The organism is Thermosyntropha tengcongensis (genome assembly GCF_055381335.1).
This window is the reverse complement of record NZ_AP042437.1, coordinates 251,559-273,714: the sequence shown is the minus strand read 5'-3', so window position 1 is coordinate 273,714 and position 22,156 is coordinate 251,559. Positions and strand designations below refer to the sequence as shown.

At 47.5% G+C, this 22,156-nt stretch carries 17 protein-coding genes; 3 read left to right on the top strand and 14 right to left on the bottom strand.

Annotation, left to right across the window (positions count from 1 at the left end; genetic code table 11):
- Positions 1 to 47 precede the first annotated feature (47 nt).
- Both ACZ42E_RS01320 and ACZ42E_RS01315 read right to left on the bottom strand, forming a co-directional pair.
- Positions 48 to 1,496 (bottom strand): sensor histidine kinase, encoded by a 1,449-nt coding sequence (locus ACZ42E_RS01320; protein ID WP_464892666.1) that lies wholly within the window; start codon positions 1,494 to 1,496, stop codon positions 48 to 50.
- Complete coding sequence (locus tag ACZ42E_RS01315; RefSeq protein ID WP_464892665.1) at positions 1,493 to 2,164, bottom strand: response regulator transcription factor; 672 nt, start codon at positions 2,162 to 2,164, stop codon at positions 1,493 to 1,495. The genes ACZ42E_RS01320 and ACZ42E_RS01315 overlap by 4 nt, the downstream gene beginning before the upstream one ends.
- A 172-nt stretch (positions 2,165 to 2,336) precedes the next feature.
- Here ACZ42E_RS01315 and ACZ42E_RS01310 point away from each other — a divergent pair, with 172 nt between their 5' ends.
- Both ACZ42E_RS01310 and ACZ42E_RS01305 read left to right on the top strand, forming a co-directional pair.
- The gene (locus ACZ42E_RS01310; protein ID WP_464892664.1) at positions 2,337 to 2,723 is read left to right on the top strand and encodes a CBS domain-containing protein; all 387 of its coding nucleotides are present in this window, start codon (positions 2,337 to 2,339) and stop codon (positions 2,721 to 2,723) included.
- A gap of 89 nt (positions 2,724 to 2,812) precedes the next feature.
- Positions 2,813 to 3,370 (top strand): DapH/DapD/GlmU-related protein, encoded by a 558-nt coding sequence (locus ACZ42E_RS01305; RefSeq protein ID WP_464892663.1) that lies wholly within the window; start codon positions 2,813 to 2,815, stop codon positions 3,368 to 3,370.
- Positions 3,371 to 3,416: 46 nt separating this feature from the next.
- Here the strand turns inward: ACZ42E_RS01305 and ACZ42E_RS01300 are convergent, their stop codons facing one another.
- Together ACZ42E_RS01300 and ACZ42E_RS01295 are read right to left on the bottom strand one after the other, a co-directional pair.
- Positions 3,417 to 4,619 (bottom strand): L-lactate MFS transporter, encoded by a 1,203-nt coding sequence (locus ACZ42E_RS01300; protein ID WP_464892662.1) that lies wholly within the window; start codon positions 4,617 to 4,619, stop codon positions 3,417 to 3,419.
- A gap of 283 nt (positions 4,620 to 4,902) precedes the next feature.
- Positions 4,903 to 5,694 (bottom strand): hypothetical protein, encoded by a 792-nt coding sequence (locus tag ACZ42E_RS01295; protein WP_464892661.1) that lies wholly within the window; start codon positions 5,692 to 5,694, stop codon positions 4,903 to 4,905.
- A gap of 196 nt (positions 5,695 to 5,890) precedes the next feature.
- Here ACZ42E_RS01295 and ACZ42E_RS01290 point away from each other — a divergent pair, with 196 nt between their 5' ends.
- Positions 5,891 to 6,289, top strand: coding sequence for an OsmC family protein (locus tag ACZ42E_RS01290; RefSeq protein ID WP_464892660.1), 399 nt, complete (start codon positions 5,891 to 5,893; stop codon positions 6,287 to 6,289).
- A 64-nt stretch (positions 6,290 to 6,353) separates the two neighbouring features.
- Here ACZ42E_RS01290 and ACZ42E_RS01285 read toward each other — a convergent pair whose 3' ends face one another.
- From ACZ42E_RS01285 to ACZ42E_RS01240, 10 genes are all read right to left on the bottom strand, one after another.
- The gene (locus tag ACZ42E_RS01285; protein WP_464892659.1) at positions 6,354 to 8,786 is read right to left on the bottom strand and encodes a sodium-translocating pyrophosphatase; all 2,433 of its coding nucleotides are present in this window, start codon (positions 8,784 to 8,786) and stop codon (positions 6,354 to 6,356) included.
- A 378-nt stretch (positions 8,787 to 9,164) separates the two neighbouring features.
- Positions 9,165 to 11,099, bottom strand: coding sequence for an MBL fold metallo-hydrolase (locus ACZ42E_RS01280; protein ID WP_464892658.1), 1,935 nt, complete (start codon positions 11,097 to 11,099; stop codon positions 9,165 to 9,167).
- 9 nt (positions 11,100 to 11,108) lie between these two features.
- On the bottom strand, positions 11,109 to 12,746 hold the full coding sequence (locus tag ACZ42E_RS01275) for a hypothetical protein (protein ID WP_464892657.1): 1,638 nt from the start codon (positions 12,744 to 12,746) through the stop codon (positions 11,109 to 11,111).
- A complete protein-coding gene (locus ACZ42E_RS01270) occupies positions 12,739 to 14,454 on the bottom strand; it encodes an Hsp70 family protein (RefSeq protein ID WP_464892656.1) in 1,716 nt (571 codons plus the stop codon). Before ACZ42E_RS01270 ends, ACZ42E_RS01275 begins: the two co-directional genes overlap by 8 nt.
- A 50-nt stretch (positions 14,455 to 14,504) precedes the next feature.
- A complete protein-coding gene (locus ACZ42E_RS01265; RefSeq protein WP_464892655.1) occupies positions 14,505 to 15,839 on the bottom strand; it encodes a hypothetical protein in 1,335 nt (444 codons plus the stop codon).
- 221 nt (positions 15,840 to 16,060) lie between these two features.
- On the bottom strand, positions 16,061 to 16,204 hold the full coding sequence (locus tag ACZ42E_RS01260; RefSeq protein ID WP_464892654.1) for a hypothetical protein: 144 nt from the start codon (positions 16,202 to 16,204) through the stop codon (positions 16,061 to 16,063).
- Between the two features lie 14 nt (positions 16,205 to 16,218).
- On the bottom strand, positions 16,219 to 16,848 hold the full coding sequence (locus ACZ42E_RS01255) for a LysM peptidoglycan-binding domain-containing protein (protein ID WP_464892653.1): 630 nt from the start codon (positions 16,846 to 16,848) through the stop codon (positions 16,219 to 16,221).
- 24 nt (positions 16,849 to 16,872) lie between these two features.
- Complete coding sequence (locus ACZ42E_RS01250) at positions 16,873 to 18,822, bottom strand: hypothetical protein (protein ID WP_464892652.1); 1,950 nt, start codon at positions 18,820 to 18,822, stop codon at positions 16,873 to 16,875.
- A 26-nt stretch (positions 18,823 to 18,848) separates the two neighbouring features.
- On the bottom strand, positions 18,849 to 21,269 hold the full coding sequence (locus tag ACZ42E_RS01245; RefSeq protein WP_464892651.1) for an Hsp70 family protein: 2,421 nt from the start codon (positions 21,267 to 21,269) through the stop codon (positions 18,849 to 18,851).
- Positions 21,270 to 21,767, bottom strand: coding sequence for a nucleotide exchange factor GrpE (locus tag ACZ42E_RS01240; RefSeq protein ID WP_464892650.1), 498 nt, complete (start codon positions 21,765 to 21,767; stop codon positions 21,270 to 21,272).
- Between the last annotated feature and the right edge of the window lie 389 nt (positions 21,768 to 22,156).

Genomic DNA, 22,156 nt, shown 5'->3' with positions numbered 1-22,156 from the left:
TTATTCCTGAATATATTTTCAGACATCTAAAAAAAGAACAAATTCATTTATCCCCGGTCCAGTTCAAAATAAAACTCTACTCCCCCCTCTACATTAGCTGCCCCATAAGCATTATTGTCCAGCTCCTGAATCGCCTTCACGATAGCCAAACCCAGGCCCGTCCCCCCATAACTCCTGGTCCTGGCCTTATCCACCTTATAAAAGCTTATAAAAATCTTGTCCAGAGCTTCATCCGGTATATGATTTCCCGAATTATAAACCCTAACCCTTACCTTATTCCTCTCTTCATCCTCTTCAGCTATAATCCTTATCTTCCTTTCCCCATCCACATAATTGACAGCATTGTTTATATAATTGGTCAAAACCTCCTCAACCCTTAAAATATCGGCATAAACCGGAATATTTTCCGGTTTTTTAACCTCCAGGCTTATCCCCTTGCCCTCAAAAATCGGCTCATACTTCTGCAGTACCTGGTCGATAAAAGATGACAAATCAAAATGCTCTTTTTCCAGCTTCATATAGCCTGACTCCATCTGGGCCAGATCCAGAAGCTCCCGCACCAGTTTATTCATCTTTTCTGCCTCGTCTATTATTACCTCACAGTAAAAATCCTTATCTTCTTCACTCTCAGCCACATTAAGCTTCAGCCCTTCCGCATATCCGCGTATCAAAGCCAGCGGCGTCTTTAACTCATGAGAAACATTATATACAAATTCTTTTCTCATCTGGTCAATCTTTCTTTCTTTTTCTATGTCCTCTTCCAGCTTCAGGTTGGCTTCCTTAAGCTCTCTTATCGCCTTATCCAGCTGATAAGAAAGAGAATTGAGGCTCTGCGCAAGCTCCCCCAGCTCGTCATCGCTTCTTATTTCACAGCGCTGGCTGAAATCAAGATTGGCCATCTTCTGCGCAATACTGTTCATCTCTCTTATAGGCTGGGTAAAACGCCGGGACCAAAAAAACACCACCAGGCTGCCCAAAGCCAGACTCGGAATCGCTGCCAGCACAAAAAACCTCCTGGCTATCCCTACACTTTCCTCCACCGCAGCCAGAGGGGTGCTTAAAATCAGGAATTCTCCATTATCCAGCCGGTACAGCATATTAAGAAACCTGGTATTCAAGACCGGATCAATTATCAGCTCCAGCTGGCTCCTTTCTCCCAGCATCCCGTAAAACCTGATCCAGAACGGAATTTCCCTTCTTCCTCCAAAACTGCGCATCTTTCCCCGGGTTATATATTTAACCTGTCCGTAGGCATCAAGGATAACTATACTCAGTCCCTTGTCGCGTTCCAGATTTTCCAGCTTAATATCTATTTCTTCCACATCGCCATCATAAACCCGGTTAATATCTTCAGCTGCCTTTTTGAGCAGCTTTTGCTTTTGTTTTAGATAAAACTCTCCCATGTAGCTGGTATTTAAAAAAATAAAAAACATCATAAAAATCAGGCTGCCCAGCACAAAACCGCTGAAAAGCTTAAAACTTATCGACTTTCTCATCTTGCTCCCTCAAATCTATAGCCTATTCCCCTGACCGTCTGGATATAGCTTCCTTTATCCCTAAGCTTAAGCCGCAAATTCTTTATATGGGTATCTACAGTGCGCATATCTCCATAATAGTTAATATCCCAGACCGCATCCAGAATCTGTTCCCGGCTTAAAGCCCGGCCTTCATTCTTGACCAGGAAGTTCAGCAGTTCAAATTCCTTTAGAGTAAGGTCTATCCTCTCTCCATCTACTTCCACCCAGCGCCCTTTGGTATCAATTTTAAGGCCTTTAAAAACCTTAACCTCCTCATCCCCTTCTCCCATCCTGCGCATTACCGCTTTTATCCTGGCTACCAAAACCTGGGGACTGAAAGGCTTGCTTACATATTCATCTGCCCCCAGCTCAAAACCAAAAACCTCGTCCTCTTCCCCATCCCGGGCTGTAAGCATAACTACCGGAAGTTTAGACCTTTTCCTTATCTCCCGCAGAACTGCCCAGCCATCATATTCCGGCATCATAACATCCAGTATCACCAGGCTTATTTCACTATCCTCTTCCAAAATTTCAAGAGCCCTTTTTCCATCTGCTGCCTCCCTTACCTTGAAGCCTTCCCTTTTCAAAAAATCGCCTACCAGCTTGCGGATGCGCTCTTCATCATCAACCACCAGCACTTTTTTCATGCTGCTTAATCCTCCCGATGCTGACCATTTTGCTAATCTCATTTTAACCACTTTTTGTGTTTTTTCTGTGAAGCAGATACTATTCAGGCAAAATTTTAGCACATACTGGGCAAAAATAAAAAAAATCACCTATAATATAATAAAAGTTTTATTTAAAAAAGGGGGAGTAAAAATGGTAAAAGAGATTATCCAAAAAGGCTGTATCCGCCTTACCCCGGATAAAACCGTCGGATTTTCCCTCAAAGAAATGGAAAACCGCAAAAAAAGCGTAGCCGTAGTCATAGATGAAAACGAACACCTGCTGGGGATTGTGGTTAAAACCGACCTTTTAAAATTCCTGCGGCAGCCCGGACATTACGAAGATTATCCGGTAGAACTGGCCATGACCAAATCAGTAATAACTGTAAAACCGGAAGATGATATACTCAAAGCTTCCCGCCTGCTAAGGGAAAACGATATATCAGCAGTCCCGGTTATTGACGATGAAAATAAGGTAGTTGGCATAATCGGCCTGGAAGACATAGTGGATTACTGCATCCAGAAAAATAGTCTGCCATAAAATTATCATTGCAAAAGGAAAAAACATTTTTCAGTCGAATTTATAAACATATTTTAATAACATAGTTCATAAGAAAGGACGGGGTGAAGGTGAGCGAAAACCTGCGCGCAAATCCTGAAGGGGATAAGCCGGTAATTGACCCTTCCAGCTATGTTGACCCTTCCGCGGTCATCATCGGTCCGGTTACTATCGGCAAAAACTGCTACATCGGTCCCCATACAGTAATCAGAGCTGATGAGGTAGATGAAAAAACCGGCAAGGTAGCTCCGGTTGTCATCGGTGACAATGTCAACATCCAGGATGGAGTAATCATCCATGCCCTGGCTGGTACCAGCGTAGAAGTGGGGGCCAATACTTCTTTAGCCCACGGCTGTGTAGTGCACGGCCCCTGCAAAATAGAAGAAGGCTGTTTTATAGGATTCAGGGCTGTGGTTTTTAAAACCGCAATCGGAAGCGGCAGCATGGTAAAACACGGAGCTATCGTGGAAGGAGTAGACATACCTTCGGGCAAACTTGTTCCTACCGGCGAAGTTATAACCGGGGAAGCCGATTTGGGCAAACTGAAAGAAGTCGGCCACGCAGAAAAAGAATTTATGGAAGAAGTAGTCAAAACCAACATCGAACTGGCCCACGGGTATAAAAAATAAAAAAATTAAGGAGAGGACACCACCTCTCCTTATTTGTTATCTGCTTTTAGGCATTTTTAAGCTGCGGCGGTTTTACCAGGAAGGTCAAAACCAGAGCTATTACACAAAGAACGGCTGCGATCATAAAAGCCTGGGTAAAAGGCATGGAAGCACCAATCCTCGGACCTACTATGGCAGCTGTTCCATAAGCCATAAACACTATTCCGTAGTTCATTCCCAGATTGGCAGTTCCATAATAATCAGCCGTAATAGACGGGAACAAGCCTAAAAATCCGCCAAAACAGAAGCCGATAAGCGAGCAGGAAGCCAGGAAAGTAGTATAATTCATGCTGAATCTGCTCATATAGAACATAGCGCAGGCTGCCAGAATATACATAGCAATCAGAGCCGTGGTGCGCCCAATCTTGTCAGATAAGGTTCCCCATACAATACGTCCTGCAGCATTAAATAAAGCAATGATTACCACCGCATTGGCAGCCATAAGAGCATCCAGCCCTACCAGTTTAGTCCCTATATCCTTGGCAAAACCTATTACCATAAGTCCAGCTGTACAGCCAAAAAGATACATAATCCACAGCAAATAGAATTGGTAGGTTTTGAGCATCTGGCCGGGAGTAAAGTCAGCTCCGCTTCCTCCCTTGCCGGCATCCTGGGGAGGTGTCCAGCCAGGCGGGCAGTACCCTGCCGGAGGATTCTTGAGGAGCTGAGCGCCCAGGACTACGAAAACCAGATAAATAAGACCCAGGTACATAAACGTCTGGCTTACTCCATAAGCATTCAGGAAATTGGTAGCTATAGGCTTGAAGAGCATACCTCCCAGGCCAAATCCTGCTACCGCAATACCGCTTATAAGCCCCCTCTTATCCGGGAACCACTTGACACAGGTAGCCAGAGGGCATACATAGGCAGTACCTATGCCAGCCCCACCGATTACGCCATAGAAAATGTAAAGCTGAGTTAAAGTGGTAGCCTTGCTGGCCAGGAACATGCCGATAAAGAGAAGAATGCCGCCGGCAGTCGCCACCCAGCGCGGCCCAATCTTGTCCTGAATTCTGCCAGCAATAATCGTGAAAAAGGCAAAAACAAAGATAGTTATGGAAAAGGTCATTACTACTCCAGCCGGATCCCAGCCGTATTTGTCAATCAGCGGCTGGTTAAAAAGGCTCCAGATATAAACAGCACCCAGACAGAGCTGAATCATCAGTGCCCCTAATACTACCAGCCAGCGGTTTCCTGCCTTATTTTCCAAGATTTCAACCCCCTCAAGATTTAATTTCACTCGTAAATCCCCTGTTAACCAGAACAGCTACTCAGGTTATATCCCTCTTCCCCCTCCTTTTCCTGATTATTTTAGCTCTTCCCATAATATATATGTGCTTTTGCGCACAACATAATAACAATTTATTCTTCCTTTTTATCAAAAATCCTGCCGCAAATTTTCTATAAAAGATATATTTACGACAAAAAATGAAAAGCAGGGACGGTTCTCTGTTTCATTTTGAAACAGAGAACCGTCCCCTTGTTTCATTCACTTATTGATTCTGGCTGGAGGCGAAAGGGCAATTGCCGGCATTGCCTCTTCCCATCATTCCTTTTCCCTGGCCCATTCCGTTGCCTTTGGACGGGTGAATGGCTTTAGCTATTGCACTTGCCTGTTCAGAAGTTATAGTCCCTTCAGCCACTAAATCCCTTATAATATTTGGTTTTTCACGATTTTTAACATATTCTCTCCATTCTTCAGGTGTTATCTCCAGCCTTTTAGCCATATCAGCTTCTCTTTTTTCCATTTCTTCCCGCATCCTGGCAAGCAGCTTATCTGCCTGCTCCTGGGTTATGGTTCCGGCAGCTACCAGCTCATCAAGCTTGTTTTTAATTTCCTGCTGTCTTTCTGCCGCCCTTTCTTCATGCATAGCCTTCATTATAGCTTCTGCCTGTTCGGAAGTGATTATGCCTTTCTCAACTGCTTCGCTTAAAAAGGGATCCTGCAACTGTCTTCTTTCTTCCCTGGCCTGCTGCCTTTCCTCAGGAGTCATCTTTTTAATTTCCTGCCTAAATTCTTCCCTTTCCTTTACCCTTTGCTGGGCCAGGTTCTTCAAAGCTTCTGCCTGTTCCGAAGTAATAAGCGAATTCTCAGTAAGCTTGTTCAGAAGGGTTTCCCATTTGGCAGCCAGGTCTACTCCTTTTCCCATTCCTCCTCTTATCATCTTACCCTGCCCGCCTGCCATTACTCCGTTACCGGCAGCCAGCGCTATACTTCCAGTACCCAGAAGAAGCCCACCGATTAAAAATACACTTAAAATTTTGCGCCAAAAATTTCGCTTCACCGCTAGCCATCTCCTTTCTTTCATTATTTTTGCCTTCCGGCAATTATATTGTAGCCAGTTTATGTGAAGACTCCGTGAACAAAAACGCAAAAGTTGTTGTGAAAAAATTCAGTAAAGTTGTAAATTTTCCAGCGGGATTTATAATATAGACATACATCAATTTTTAAAATAAAAAAATTTAAAGGAGGGACAGCCCTTGGCGGCAGACAAAATTATCTCCACTGAAGTCAACTGGCAGCATGTGGGTATCAAGAGCATAGCCCAGATAGGCAGCTACAGTGTAACCATGGACTCCCCCGCTGAAGAGGGAGGAACTGGCGAAGGCCCTACTCCCCTGCAGATGCTTCCCGCTTCCCTGGGAGGATGTATAATAGCCATGATCGCCATTGTAGCCAGGAAAAAAAGAATGGATATAAAAGATATAAAGGTAAATGTGGAGGCAGTAATCGAAGGCGGAAATGTTAAAGAAATAAATTACAGGGTAAATGTAGAGGCTCCCTACAGTGAAGAGGAAATAGAAAAACTGATTGAACAGGGTATAAAGATATGCCCGGTTAAAAATGCCCTGGGGGTGCCGGTAAACCGCATAAAATAAGCATAAAAAGAGGGAATACCCTTAAAAAGGTATTCCCTCTTCTATTTTTTTTATACTTTTGTTCTTACACAGCCTTTTCTATCCGCATCCGGTAGAATGTGCGCCATACGAATACCAGAGCAATTACCAGGAATATTACACCGGCATAAGGAGCCATACTGCTGAAAGCAGGGGATATGGCTATCTCCATAGCCAGAAGCCCAAACAGGGTAGTAAACTTGATAATCGGGTTCAAGGCTACCGCTGTCGTATCTTTGAAAGGATCCCCTACCGTATCTCCTACTACAGTAGCATCATGCAGTTCAGTACCTTTTTCCTTAAGGTCTACCTCTACTATCTTCTTGCCATTATCCCATGCTCCACCGGCATTAGCCATAAATACTGCCTGGAAAAGCCCGAATACTGCAATAGATATAAGATAGGACACAAATAAGGCCACCGGTGTTGCTCCACTTATAGGAGCTGACAGACAGGCAAAAGCCAGAGCAAATGAGAATATGCCGATAAAGATATTAAACATACCAGCCTGGGCATACTGGGTGCAGATCTTAACTACTTCCTTGGAATTTTCGGTGGCTGCCTTCTGGCTGGTAGTATCAAGCTTGATATTGCGCTTGATATACTCAACTGCCCGGTAGGCACCAGTCGTAACCGCCTGGGTGGAAGCGCCGGCAAACCAGTAGATTACAGCACCGCCACAGATAAATCCAAACAGGGTGTAAGGATTAAGCAGGGTCAAAATGCTTTCCGGCTGAACTCCCAGCACATTCTGGATAACCAGAATGAGGGAGAAAATCATGGTGGTAGCTCCTACAACTGCCGTACCAATAAGCACCGGCTTGGCAGTAGCCTTAAAGGTATTACCTGCGCCGTCATTAGCTTCCAGGAAGTGTTTAGCCTTGTCAAAATTAGGCTTAAAGCCAAATTCCTTTTCAATCTGTTTATCTACTTTAGGAATAGTTTCAATCAGTGAAAGTTCATAGATAGACTGAGCATTGTCAGTAACCGGCCCGTAACTGTCAACCGCAATAGTAACCGGACCCATTCCCAGCATTCCAAAAGCCACCAGACCAAAGGCAAAAATAGAAGGATAAATCATGATAGACTCCAGCCCATAGCCGCTGGCTATATAAGCAATAAACATCAGGGCCAAAAATACCATGCCAATCCAGAAGCCGCTGAAATTGCCTGCTACCAGTCCGGAAAGGATGTTAAGGGATGCTCCGCCTTCCCGGGAAGCCTTAACTACTTCTTCTGTATGAGCAGACTTGGGGCTGGTAAATATCTTGGTGAATTCAGGAATAAGCGCGGCACCCAGAGTTCCACAGCTTATAATCGTAGCCAGTACCAGCCACATGGACTGCAGCTCAGGAGCAGCATTGGAAACCGGTCCCAGCATATAGTAGCTTACTACATAGGTAACGATTATGGAAAGGATAGAAGTTATCCATACCAGGTTGGTCAAAGGCTTTTCAAAATCCATATCCTGGCTGTTTCCGTACTTCGCCTGGGTAAGCCCCTTATTTATATAGAAGGCAACTACCGAAGTTATTATCATGAGTATGCGCATGGTGAAAATCCAGGTCAAAAGCGTAGTCTGCAGAGCAGGAGCTACTGCCAGCACTATGAAAGTGACCAGAGCAACCCCGGTAACCCCATAGGTTTCAAAACCATCAGCAGTAGGCCCTATGCTGTCACCCGCGTTGTCGCCGGTGCAGTCAGCAATAACCCCAGGATTGCGCGGATCGTCTTCCTTAATGCCGAAAACAATCTTCATCAGGTCAGAACCGATATCTGCAATCTTGGTAAAAATACCCCCGGCTATACGAAGGGCGCTGGCACCCAGGGATTCCCCGATAGCAAATCCTATAAAGCTGGCTCCTGCCAGTTCCCGGGGAACAAAAAGCAGTATTATTAGCATTATGATAAGCTCAACCGATACCAGAAGCACCCCGATGCTCATACCGGCATCGATAGCAATATTGAAGACCTTGGTGGGCTTAACTTCCAGCCCGGCAAAAGCTGTCCGGCTGTTGGCCACCGTATTCATGCGAATTCCGTACCAGGCAACCAGGTAGGACCCCATCATGCCTATGATGGTCCACATCAGGATAAAGAGAACACCGCTTACGCCGGTATGCTGCAGATAGCCAAAATAGAAAGCGATACACAGCCCTATAAATATAAACAGGATTAACAGGAACTTGCCCTGCTGGATGAGGTAAGTCTTGCATGTTTCATAAATAGTTTCCGCTACATCCAGCATAGCCTGATGAGCAGGATACTTCTTGACCTTGCTGTACTGGTACAAACCAAAAAGCATCCCCAGAACGCATACGACAAGCCCCATCATGAGCAGCCTGTTCTGGTCTGCTGCAAGCTCCGGTATTTTTAAATTAGCTTCACTGGCCACAGCTAAAGCAGGTGTCAAAAGAACCGCAAGCACTGCCAAAAAGTTTGCCCATATAGCTTTAGCCTTTTGTAGATACTTATTCATCGTCTACCTTCCTTTCCTGTTAAAGTATTCTGCAAAAATACTAAGATAACTGCCCGTCCCCAAGCCAGGTTTTTAAAGTCGCCCATTTAACCTCGCTGCCAGGGACTTAAAGCTCAAAACCCGTTTTGAGCCTTTTCAAGTTATCCTGCCCTATCCCCTCCTTCCTTCCAAATTAGGCTATACTTTTTGCGTCAAAATTTTTATATATTATACACTAATTTTTTCTCGATTTCGATATTTTTTGTGATCGAAATTTATATTTTTAGAATTTAATTTTCTGACAATTCAAAAAAACTGGCTGCATAAAAACAAAAATCCCCGGTTTTCTCCTTAAACCGGGGAAAATAAAACCCTGCCACTTTTTTACGGCAGTAAAATCTAGCCAGGCTCCGGATAAAAACCTTCCAGCCCTTCCCCATGCACCATAACCACCCTGTCAGGATGCAGGCATTCCAGGGTATACAAAAGGTCGCTGTATCCCGCATGGGCGGAAAGGCTGACTTTAAACCACACCAGCTTATAGTCGTCAAACGCTTTTACAAAACTTACATTTTCGTCCTCTTCCATATATCCAGTCTGGATAACCGCAAACTTTTCCCTGCGCAAAAGCCCATCCAGGTAGCGGTCAGAGGTGGTTCCCCTTTTCAGCATGCCAGAACTGGCAATGATAACCGGATACAAGACTAAATTGCCTTCAATACTGCCGTCAGGCAGAATATGCACATAATCCCCTTTATCCCTGAAGCCAGCTACCCGGTTGGCAAAATAATGAAAAACAGGTACTGCCTTCCCATCCAGCAAAACCGGCACTTTGTGCTTCATATTTCCCAAAGCCGCTATTATCTCCTGGGCCCTGCCTGCAGCAAAGGCAGGCAGCAGAATTTTTAAGCCAGCCCCATGTATTTCTTCCACCAGCCTAGCCAAAAGGACCCTGCTGTCATCATAATCCAGGCCCCCATAAAGCTGTCTGCCATAAGTAGTCTCCATAATAAGCACATCCGTCTTTTCCCCTTTAACCTTATCCAAATCAAAGCCTTTCACCAGAGCCTGGTCGTGCAGGCAAAAATCGCCGGTATACAAAAGCCTTTTCCCTTCCGCCCGCAAAATAAAGCCAACCGAACCCAGCACATGCCCATTGGGGAAAGCCTCCACCGCAAGGGAATCGTCTATAAGAACAGGCCTGCCTTCCCTTATAAGCCTTATGTCTATGCCTCTAAAAATCTCCGGAGCTGCCTTTCCTATAAGGTTACAGGTATCTTCCGTCAAATAAACCGGCACCCGGCTGTCTTTAAAAATCCCCAGCCCTCCCCAGTGGTCAAAATGGGCATGGCTTATAAAAACTGCCTTTACATCTTCAATCTCTGTCCCGTTTCTTTTCAAAAAATCCCTCATGTGCAGCCCGCCATAGCCTTCTCCCGCCTTATCCCCCAGGTCAAAAATGACCGTCCTGTCCCTTACCTTTACTAAATGCATATTCCCCGCCTGACAGGACCAGGGATAGGAAACTATTTCAAATGTTTCATCCCGCATGCCCTGGTAAAAAAACCGCGTACGTCTCTTTATCTCTTCCACATCCAGCATCAATTCCCTGATCTGCCCTTTGGCTTCCCCGTCCTTTAGCATTCCCCTTTCCCTTACATAAGGAACCAGCAGGGGCTCCAGCCACCCTTCTTCCAGCGTATAAGAAAGGTAGCGCTCCCTCCTCTTCTCATCAAACAGGGCCACCAAACTGCAGGCATGGTTTTGCAAAGCCCTGGTATCCAGTTTATCGATAATAACATCCGCTATATAGTCTACCAGCTTTTTTATATCTCCCCTGCTTCCCCGTTCTATAATCTTTTCCTGCAGCTCATAAAGCATAACTGCTGGAAGCTGGGGATTTGCGGCCAGATAGCCTTTCAGGGAGGAGGGGAGAGCCTCCCAGGGGAAATAAAAGACGATAAAGATATCCAGTATCTCCTTAAGGCAACAGGGGCTGTTTTCCAGTTCCCGGCAAAAACGCGCAGAAAAGCTGCGGAAAATATCTTCCGCTTTCCTGTAATAGCCAAGCTGGAGGAGGGATAAAACCTCATAAAACCTGCAAAAAAACTGGTTTTTCTTTTCCCAGCCCAGGCAGGCAAAATAGTAGGCCAGCTGGTAATCACGTCTGCGGTAATACATGACCGCCAGCAAGTCCAGGTGTTCCAGGTCCCCTTCCAGCAAAAATCCGCGCAAAGCCGCCTCTTTATAATCGCCTGAAAAAACCGGATTTCGCAAAAGCTCTATCTTTTTTTGCGGGCTTACCCCAAAGCCGTCTTCAGCATATCCCCCCATAGCTGCCTCCTACCTTCCAACCTCTCCTTCCTCTACCGACTTTAAAATCTTTAAAGCCCTATTCTTAACCTTTCCCTCATAATTGTCCGCCACATGGAACAAAAACCTTTCCAGTTTTTGGCCTGTTTTTGTCTTGGCATTTTTCACATAATACCTCCCTGTCATTTCCAGGAGGCTCAAAAAGGCCTGCTCATCATCCAGCCCATAAGCACTTTCTTCCCCAAAGCCAAAAACCCTGAATATTTCGGCCAGTGCTTCTTCCATGTCATTTATATTTAGCTTGTCCAGAGCCACGCTCATGTTGTCAGCCGCCCTTACAATGTCTTCTGCCCTCCTTTCCCGCAGGACAGCCACCAGCTTTTCATTAATCGCCTTTTGTATTTCTGTCCTTCTTCCCAGGTAAAACTGGTTTAAATGGGATATTATTTCCGCCGCCCTTTCCCGGCTTCCGGTTAAGAAATGCTCTATCAGACGCTCCAGATATTCTTCCCTGCCAGTAAGGTAATAGTAAGTCCAAAGAGAAATATCAAAGAAGGAAAAATTGCGGCTTAAAAAATAGTCATCATCCTGGTAGCCCAAAAAGCCAAGTGTTACCAGGGCATCTTTTATCTCCCCATCCCTGCAGTTCCCGTTCCTGAGGACCTGTATAATATAATTGGCAGCTTCCGGCCTTCCGGTTTTGCGGAAGGCAAAAAGCGCCTGCCTGCGCAGCGCCTTATTTCTCAAATAACCTATAAGCTCCTCAAAAGCCGCTTCCCTCTCAGCAAAAGAAAAACCGCTTTCCGGGTTCGCCTTACTGGCAAGTTCAATAATATGCCTTTTGGGGTCCTGTAAGTGCCCACCCCCTTCCAAACCGCCTCTCCTGTATTCAGCCAGCAGTCTGTTAATTCTGTTAGATACGTAATACCTCACCCCGGGGCTGCCAAGAAAGTTTTCAAATTCATTCAAGGCTTCCGGCATATAGAGATAAAAATTTTTTTCCAGCAGGTTGAGCATCCGCCTGTCCATATCGCTGTTCCTTTGCAAATTCCTTATCATATTAAAAACATAAGGCAGAAGCTCCCTATCCCCGCTCTCCACCAGAGCCCTAAACAAATCCACCTTAACCCGCTCATCATCCGCAAAAATTCTGTGTGCCTTCCTTAAAAGCTCCCTGTCCCTGGTAATGCGCGCAATATCTACAGCAATCTTCAGCTGGGGAAACCAGTGCCATCTGGAAATAATATGGCTTAGCACCTCCCGGCCTTCTTCTCCCCAGACCGTTATATTTTCCGCCGCCACTTCGGCAACCGTTTCCCTTATATAGCGGTTTTCAAGGTATTTGTTGACAGTTTTGCTGGCATACAGCATGCATTCAACCGGGCATATCCGCTTCCGGTTCATCTCTTCACACTTGTCCTTGAGGCTGGCCCTGAAAAAAGTGGCAAAAGCCTCATTTATATTGCTGCCGTCTATTTCCTTGTAAATATTAACAAAATCTTCCACGTCATCTCCGTCAAAATGGTAGATGAACAAATTTTTCCCTTCCCCCCGTATCCTGGAGCCGGTAGGCTTAAAAAGCCCCAGGCTGTCTACCCATTCATTCCCTTTAAACCTTTCCCTGTATCTCTCCAGTTCCCTTAAATCCTTTATCCTTTCATCAGGCATAATCCATCCCCCTCTCCCTGGATACAACCGGCAAATCCCGTTCTATCGTAAGCTCAATCTCCGGATTATTTTCTACCTTCATGACAATGCTCAAAATCTTATTTTTGTTAATCGTGTACCTTACATCGATAGGGGAGCCGCTTTCTACCGGATAGGAAAATCTGGCCACATAAGACTTCTGTATCCTCATATTCGGGTCATAAGGATCTCTTCCCCCGTACAGGTTTATCTTCATCCCGGAGGGGGAGGTAGTCTTAAGCCTCTTCTCCAGCCGCCCTTCATAGGGCACCGGGGTATGGGCAGGGATTATGACTTCCGGCAGGCCGCTGTCCACATCTATCATAATAGCCTCAGCCAGCACATTTATTACATCATAGCTTATATCCCTGCCGCCTCTTTCCGGCAGCTCCCTCGCATTATTCCTTATCACTCTTTCCCTGTTAAGCCTTTCCTGCTCCACATTATAGTAATTGTAGATAGCAGCCCCGTAGGCCACCGATTCCATAGGGGAATCAGAGACGATAATCTCCTTTCTAAACTCCCCGGCCAGCCTTTTCTGCAGTTCCCTATACCTGGACATTCCTCCCGTCATATATATAAGGTCTATATCTTCTGGCCCAATCCTGTAAGCAGCCAGGGTTTCATAAACCGGGTCGATAATATTCTTTGTTTCCCGCGCTTCCCTTTCCGTACGGGGCTTCTCCTTTCTCCTCCTGTATAAACGGGCTGTCGCCCCATCATATTCCTTTTTATTTATGGAAAACTCATACGGCTTCTTTTTATAAAAATCGGGTATTACCCGGGTAAAGAAAATATCTTCATCCCTTTCCTCCATCTCATTTATAGCGTTCATCTCCACCCGGCTGGAGATGTGTTCCTTGGCCTCCTCGGCAAAAACCAAAAGCTTGTTGAACATCTCCTCCCTTTCCTCTTCGCTCAGGCTATCCAGGCTGATCTGCTGCTTTCTCACAAAAGAATTGAGCAGATAATCAGCCGCCCAGAAATCAAAATCTATCCCCCCCAGTTCCTCATACCTGCCGACTGCCAGTTCCCGGAAAGTAAGCCGCAGCCCTTCCCGGCTTACCTCCACCACGGAAACATCACAGGTGCCCCCGCCCATATCAAAAACCATAATCCTGCGGGGGCGCGAAAAATCAATCATGCTCTCTTCCTTCACCGACTCCTTGTTCACAAAATAGATAAGGGAAGCAGTAGGCTCCGGAAGTATATCTACCATGTCCCTGTCAAACCCCGCCATGGCAGCAGCCTCCAGGGTATCGGCAATCTGGTCATTGTTAAAAGAGGCTGGCACCGTAATTACCGCGCTCTTTATATCACATCTCGTATACTGCTCAGCTGCCTTGCGGCACCTTTTCAAAACCTCAGCCGCCACATCGCGGGGAGTAATAACCTGTTCACCAATCTCCCATCTGTAGCTCTGCCCTATATAACGTTTGCTGTTTGATATAGTCCGCCCGGATTGGTAAAACCTCATATCCCTGGCAATCTTGCCTACCATCCTGTTTCCCCGGTGGTCGACAAAAAGCACCGAAGGCAGATAATGAAGGGTAATTACCGTATTGTTGGAGTCATACTGGGGAATCTTCACAATCTCGGAACTAAACTCATCACCCTTTCTTCTCTTAATCCCCACCGCGGCTACCGTATTGGTTGTACCCAGGTCTATGCCCAGATAAAAATCAGCCATAAGCTTCCACCCCTTTCAGCCATCACCATTCTTCTCCTCATTTCTTCTCCTCATTCCACCCTCACCAGGGGCAAAATAACATTTTTGCCCTTGTACTGCCAGCCGGGCATGGCAAACTCCCCGGCAAACTCCCTGGCATCCCTTATATCCCTGTCCAGGATAAAAGAATCCCCTATATCCCTGGCTGAAAACACTCCCCTGCTGCCAACCTTTTCAACCCCTTCCGCTTTTACCCCCATTTTTTCCAGGGCCACAAAAAAGTTGCGCAAAAACAGCCTTATATCCTCCAGGGAAAACTCCCGCTTCCCGCAGGCAAAAAGGAACAGCTGGCTTAAAACATATCCGTATTCCGGCCTGTTCATCACCAGGACCATATCCTTTACCGCCGCTTCATAGCGGTTAGAAGCATATTCATAAAGGCTCTCTATTTCCCTCTTTAAATCCAGGCATTCATTCCGGTATTCCTCTATTTCTTCCTGCAGAAGGCTTATCGTGCTCTCATACCTCTTAAGCAAATCCCTGAGTTCCGAATAAACAACCTCCGCTTTCCCGGCACTGCTGCCATTTTCCTGGCCTTTTCCGTCCCGGCCTTTCTCTTGCTCCTCCTCCGGAAGAGCTGCCCCTGCAGCATCGCTTTCAGAAGCCGCCTTTTCCTTTAAATTCCTGTAAGCTTCTTTTCCGCTTCCTTCTTCCTTCCTGGCCGCCTGGCTTTCAGCCTCCCGGACAGCTTCCTTAACCGCCGTCTTTCTCCTCACATACTCAGATGCCGCGTCATCAAATATCTTTTCCAGAACAGCTGCCCCCTGGCTGAAAACATAAACCAGCTCTTTTTCATCGACAGCCAAATCTGGCAAATAAAGACGGCTGAGTTTATACACCCTTAAGCTTAAACCGTCCATATTAAGCAGCTCTTCCGGAACCCTTTCCTTCACAAAAGCCAGCACATTATCCTGCAAAGCCTGGTATTCCCGCGCCGGCTTCCTTATAAAGGCCAGCTTAAAGGCAGTGTCAACCAGCAGTTTAAGCAGATAAACCTCGCTCCTGATCCCTCTTGCTCTCCCATTCCTGTAGACTAAAAAGTGCATTTTATCTTTTCTCGCATAATCGATTACCTCCCCAGGGATTCGGCAGCCTTTCTTTTCCGGGAAAAAATCCTCCCACCCCTCCTGCAGGCTTATATCCCTTCTCCCTCCGCTAAAAAAACAATTTTTTTCAATAAAGGTATCCAACTTCGCCCAGAAAAGCCCTTCCTTTTCTTTTTCTACCCTGAAAAGTTCCAGAATTTCATGCTTAATTTCCTCCAGCGTTTTTTCGTCATAATAGCGCTGTCGTTCCCCACTCCTTTCTTTCCTGTAATCCCTCTTAAATTCCTTTTCCTCATACATACGCCTCTTCCCCTTTCCAACTCATGTACTAAATTTTACAAAACCCCGGTGACAGCTATTTGTCAGTTTAAAAACTGTTTTCAAAAATTTTTAACCTTTATTTTCCATATACTGTATTTTGTATACCGCATTTATTAGCTTATCCTGTCGAAAAAAGAAAAAATTTTAAACTAAACCTTTTCTTTCCTTATGCCTGTTCCAGAATATTCGACCTTAAAAAATCAATTCCTGCTTAAATCTAAACCCTGCCTGCCTTTTTCCCCGCCTGCTTTCCCTGCCAGCCCCTCCCTCTCCCTGCCGCTTTTTCCTGTACCAGCCCTTTTTTGGCCTGCCCCCTTAAAATGCCATTTATCCCTGCCGTGCAAAAAAGCCGGCAGGGTTATTTTCCCTCCGGCTTTTTATCTTCTTCACCCAGAAGGTCAGGGATTACTATCACCTGCCCCGGCTTGAGGGAGTGCGGCTCAAGCTGCTGGTTGGCCCTCCCAATTTTCCTCCACAGCCTGCCGTCCCCGTAAAACGCATAAGCCAGGCCATACAGGGTATCACCTTTTCTCACCCGGTAGTGGATAAAACCTTCCCCTTCCCTGCCTTCTTCTCTCGCCTCTTCAAGCCTTTCCTGCCAGGCAGCCAGCTCTCTTTCATAGCCTTTTCTGGCCTCCCGCAGGTGGTAGTCCTGCCAGCCTGCTGCCGCCAGCAGCAAAAGCGCCGTCAGGGAAAATACAATCCCCAGCCTGCGCCATAAAACCTTCCGCCTCCCTCTTCTTATCTCTTTTCTCAGCATCCCCTTCTTCTCTTCCATCTCTTCTTTGCCTGCCAGGCAGGCCGCCAGTTCAGCATAAACACCGGCTTTTTCATACCTGCCTTCCCGCATGGCTTTCTCGCCTGCTTCCCACAGGTCCTGCGCTGCCTGGTTCCACCGGTGCAAAAGCCTCAAATCAGTCCCGCAGATGTGGCAGTATCTCTGGTTATAAGGTATCCCTTTCCCGTAGCCGCACGGGCAGTCAGTCATAAACCCCCCTCCTGTCCTCCATCCTCAGCATCCTGCCAGATAGCCCAGAAAAAGCAGGATTAAATAGCCAATAGCTATCTTCGCCAGAAAGCTGTCCAGGTCTTTCAGGCAGCCCGGACGTTCTTCCATCTGCTGCAGGCTTTTCAGCGCCCTGTCTACATCCTGGTAATTATCCTCTATTACCGGGTTATCGGGGGCCAGATACAAGGCCTCCCCCAGAAGCCTTTGCGCCGTCTGCAAAACCCTTTTCGCTGCTTCCGGGTTTTCCCTCATAACAAACCGGTTTTCCTCCAGCAAATACAGGGCTTTCTGGTTCAAAACAGCTGCCAGAGCCCCTTTCAGGTCTGGATGGCCGGTAACTTTTACCCCTTCCCGCAAAATACTTATGGCCCCATCCACATCATGTTCCAGCATGACTTTTTGCTCTGCCATCGAAAGATAGCACCTTATTATGCCTTTTACAATTTCTTCCCGTACTTCAGTCCCCTCTTCCGCTTCAGGCAGCCTTTTCCGCAGAAGAGCCAAAGCCTCCCTGGCCCTTCCTTCCGCACACCACAGCATGGCCCTTAAAATCTCCATATACAAAATCTCTTCTTTCCACTTCCGGCAGATGCCTGCCACATAGCTGTTGTTCCCTGATTTTTCCCTTAAACCTTCCAGCCAGCAGACTGCCTGTTCCAGAAACTTAACCGCCGGCTCAAATTCCTTACTCTTATAAGCGGCATCCGCCTCTTTTTTACACGCCTTATCCAGCCGGGCAGCCGCGAACTCTGCCAGCATCCGGGAAGCTTCCCCCTTTCCCTCCGCAGCTTCCAGAAACTCCTGCGCCAAATCTATCAACTCTTCTGGGGATTCAGCCCCCAGCAGGGGAAAAGTTTTTACCAGCAGCCGCTCCACCTTCTCCCTTATCCCCTCGCCGCCTTTTTTCACCACCTTGGCCAGCATTGCCAGGGCCTCAAAACCATCGCCGTCCTTAATATTTTCCTCTATCAGCGCCAGTTCGGCATGCAAACAAAGCTCCTCAAGCTTTTCCTCTTCTTCCCTGACCAGATCAAAAAACTCCAGCTTTTCCATCTCCCTTTTCGCCAGCAGGCCGTGGCCGTCAGCCAGCAGGGCTTCTATCTTGGCCAGGTAAAAGCGGGGGGTAAGGAAAAAATCTTCCTCCCCTTCCCTGGCCCAGGGGATAATTATCCCCCTTCCCAGAGACAGGGTGCAGAAGCTCCTGTCTTTTACAAAATTAAAACTCTGCGGGTTATAAAGCTTTTCCCCGGCCTTTAAGGCAGCAGCCGCGCTGTAATACACATCCATGGCCTCCTCATCCAGCCATTCGTCCGCTTCTTTAAATATAAGGTTAAGCGCATATTCCCTGAAAAGGCTCAAAAACCCGGCTTCTCCCGCCAGAAAGGGATGCTCCCCCTCCCGGACATCTTCCGGCAGCAGTTTTTCCTTTTCCTCCCCCTTCCACTTATCCCAGAATAGCCTGCTGCGCAGAAGATAGCTGAAACGGGCCAGCGACTCATCAAAGCAGGAGGAGGCAAAAGAGAAAACATCCTCCTCCTCTTCATCAAGGTCCCCCCGCAGCGCGGCCATGCCGCTCCAAAAAAAGGCTACCGCCAGGCTGTGGACCGCTTCTATATGCCATTTCGCGTCAGCTTCCCTTTCTTTCAGGTAGCCTCTCCACGAAACATGCCGTGAATATTCGGAAATGGCAGCTGACAGGGCATCTTCAAAGAAAACATCCATTTCGCAGAAATCCTGCCCCAGAAACGAAATAAACCGGTTGTCATAGCGCAGAATATCAACGAGCATCTTCTGCCTGTCATCCAGCAAAGCCTGCCGGGCTCTGCGCGCCTCTTCGGCCGGCATCCGCTTCAAGGCCAGGGCAAAAGCCTTCTTGATATCTTCCCGGGAAGCGCTGTCGCTTATTCCCAGAACCTCGTAAACATCTTCCACTGTCATCCAGGGGTCCCGCACCTTTGTCCCCTCCTTGCCTTTTTGGGTTAAAAAGCCTTCAAAAGCCACAAATCACTGCCGCAGGAACGGCAGTACCTGCTTCCCGGCTCATTGCTGGTTTTGCACCTCGGGCACTGCCAGGAGGCCTTTACCCCCATGCTGACAAGCGCTTCATACTCCCTCTGCAGGTTCTCGTTAAAATTCCGTATCCTCTCATTTATGTCCCTGTCCCCCGCCTTAACCTTTTCCCTTACCGCATAAAGCTCCTGTTCCAGCTTATAGGCAGCTGCCTGGTTATAAGGCCTTATGTCCTTGGCTATCATCACCCGGCTGTGCATAAACCATCCCAGCAGCGAAAAACTCCTTTTATCCGGGGTGTAGAAAAGGTTTAAGACAAAATCTCTCAGGCTGTCCGCCTGCCTTACCGCTTCTTCAGCCTTCCCGTTCCGCCAGAGGGAGCGCACCTGATTTGCCCTTCCCGTTATCTCATAGACTATGTCTTTATTAAGGAGCCAGTCATATTCGCTTACCACATGTTCTGCCAGCCAGCAGGCATTTTCCACCCTTTGGGCAGCATCCCTCGTGTTCCTTTCCAGAACCGCCTTTTCCAGTTCCTCGGCCAGAATCTCCGCGTTATACACCCTGTCCTTTTCCAGTTCCTTAAGGATTTCCAGCTGTTTTTCCCTGACTTCCCGCTTCAAGTTGCTGTCAAAATCCTTCTCCTGTTCTGAAATCATGCAGGAACATTCTTCCAGGATGCGCATCGCCTTGCTGTCCATCCGGTTCCAGCGCAGGATAGCCACCGGCAGCCTCTGTCCTCCTTCTGCAAAAGCCTCCAGCTCAAAATAGCCGTCCGCATTGAGCCACAGGCTCACCTTTACCCGGCTTCCCGCCTGAGTCCCAAAAGGCATGAGCACAATAGCCTCCCCTACCGTCTCCACTTCCAGACTGTCCTCTTCCTCCGCCCTCCACACCGGCACCGAAATAAAAGTCTGGTGGTCAAAGCGGGTAGAAAACATGCGGCTTATCCGGTTTTCTTCCGGTGTGGCATAGGTATCCCCTTTATTCACATAGATGTGCCTTACCCCTCCTTCAGTAACAATCCCGTAGTAAAACCCGGTTATTCCCCCTTCCACACTGCTCATCCCCAACATAAAGGCTCCGCATCTGGAACACCTCTCCGCTGCAGGGGAATTGGGGCTTCCACAGGAAGGGCAGAGAGCCTTCCCTTTCCCTGCCAGCTCAAACCCGCAGCCTTCGCAAAACAGCGCTCCCATTTCATTAAGCCGGCTGCAGGAGGGGCACATAACGCTGTTCAGCTGCGCTGCCGCTATCGCAGCCCCCATAGCCACGCAGTGCTTGGGATGAACCCCTGTTTTCACCTTTTCCCTGCCAAAAAGCCTTACCATCTCCCGGTAAACATGCGGCATGGAAGAAGCGCTGCCTGCCATCACCACATAATCTATATCCCCAACTTCCAGATAAGCATTGGCCACCGCTTTCTTCACCAGCTCCACGCTCTTTTTCACCAGGTGGCAGGTCATCTCCTCAAACTCGCTCCTGGTAACCTCAACCAGGACATCTATCGGATTCCCCCTCTGGTCCCTGGTGCAGGCAGGGATAATAATCTCCGTGAATTCGCTGGAGCTTAAAGCCTCCTTGGCCTGCTGGCACGCTTTCCTTATATCGATGGCTGCCCTGACATCATTCCTTACCGCCTCTTTGAGCTCATCCCCCGACTGTTCCAGCACATAATCAAAAAGCGCCTGGTCAAAATCATCTCCTCCCAGCCACATATCCCCTTCCTTTACCAGTTCCACAAAATTGCCCTCCATTACCGCCATGATCGTAACATCAAACGTGCCGCCCCCCAGGTCATAAACCAGTACATTCTTCGGTTCCCGGCTGGGGTTTTCAATGCCATAGGCAATAGCCGCCGCCACCGGCTCATCCAGAAGCCTCATAACCGTAAGCCCGGCCCGCCTTCCTGCCTCAATCGTCGCCTGCCTCTGCCGGTCGCTGAAATAAGCGGGAACCGTGATAACCGCATGGGTTACCTCTTCCCCCAGCCTCATCTCGGCATCCTTTTTAACCTTTTCCAGGATAAAGGCTGAAATATCAACCGGGGAATAAAGCTTTCCCTCCATAACCACCCGCAGGCTCTGTTCCGAGCCGTCTTCCGCCGGCACCACGCGGTAATAAAAATGCCTCTGCGTCAGTTCCCTGACTTCCTTATCGCTGAATGCCCTTCCCATAAGCCTTTTCACCGACACTATCGTATCCGCGGGGGCCAGCTGCCAGCGGTTGTAGGCCACCCTCCCCACCTGGATGTCCCCTTTATATGAAGAAACAATCGAGCGGGTTATATATTCCCCTTCCTTATTGGGAAGGACCTCCACCCCTCCCATCTTCAGACAAGCCACCACCGTATTGGTGGTCCCAAGGTCAATCCCTACCACTCTTCCCATCTATCCATCTCCCCTTTCTCCTGCGACTACCTCCGCTTCCCGCAAAACATCGCCTTCAAAAAGGTAGCCCCTTTTCAGGACTTCCAGTATAACCCCTTCTTCCCCTTTCCTGGTTTCTACCACCCGGTGGTACAAAGGGTTAACCTTATCCCCTGAGCGGGCTTCTATCTCCTCCACTCCCAGATTCCTGAGCCTTGCCTGCAAAAGCCGGTAAACCGTCCAGCTGCTACGATAAAAACCAGTCCTTTTCAGTTCCTCATCTTCCACTCCGGAAAATAGCCTTTCCATAGCGTCTACTGCCGGCAGCAGGGAAAGCACCATCTCCTTTCTCTCTTCCCGGCTTCTCCTTCTCGTCTCCGCAAGCTCCTGTTTAAGCTGGGCATTTTCCCTTATCATCCGGTCAATCTCTTCTCGCATCTCTCCAAAGGCTTCCTTAAGCCTTCTTAATTCATCAGAACCGAAAATCCCCACCTCCTGGCGCATAAAAAATAGAACCATTTAAAAACCCCTGGCTCTATATTAAAAAACAGCTGTGACAGCTTATTGTCAGTATGAAAATAAATTTTTTTAAAAAAATTAAGCCAGCTTTTTTAAAAATGCCTGCCATAAAAGCGCCTGCCTTAAGATATGCCCGTTCACAAAACAGAACTTATGCTGTATAATAACCAAAAGGGATGTATAAATATGGCATATTATAATACAGGGCATAAATATGCAGCCTTTCCTTTCTTTCACATCCCCGCGCCCTTAAAAACAGTATCTTGAGACATTCTGGGCAGGAATAAGACGCCATATAAAAAGACCTTAAAAGGGATTCCCGCTAAAGACAGCCTGAAACCATGCAGGATGCCACCCGAGAAAGTCACGGATTCCAAATCCCACCCCCG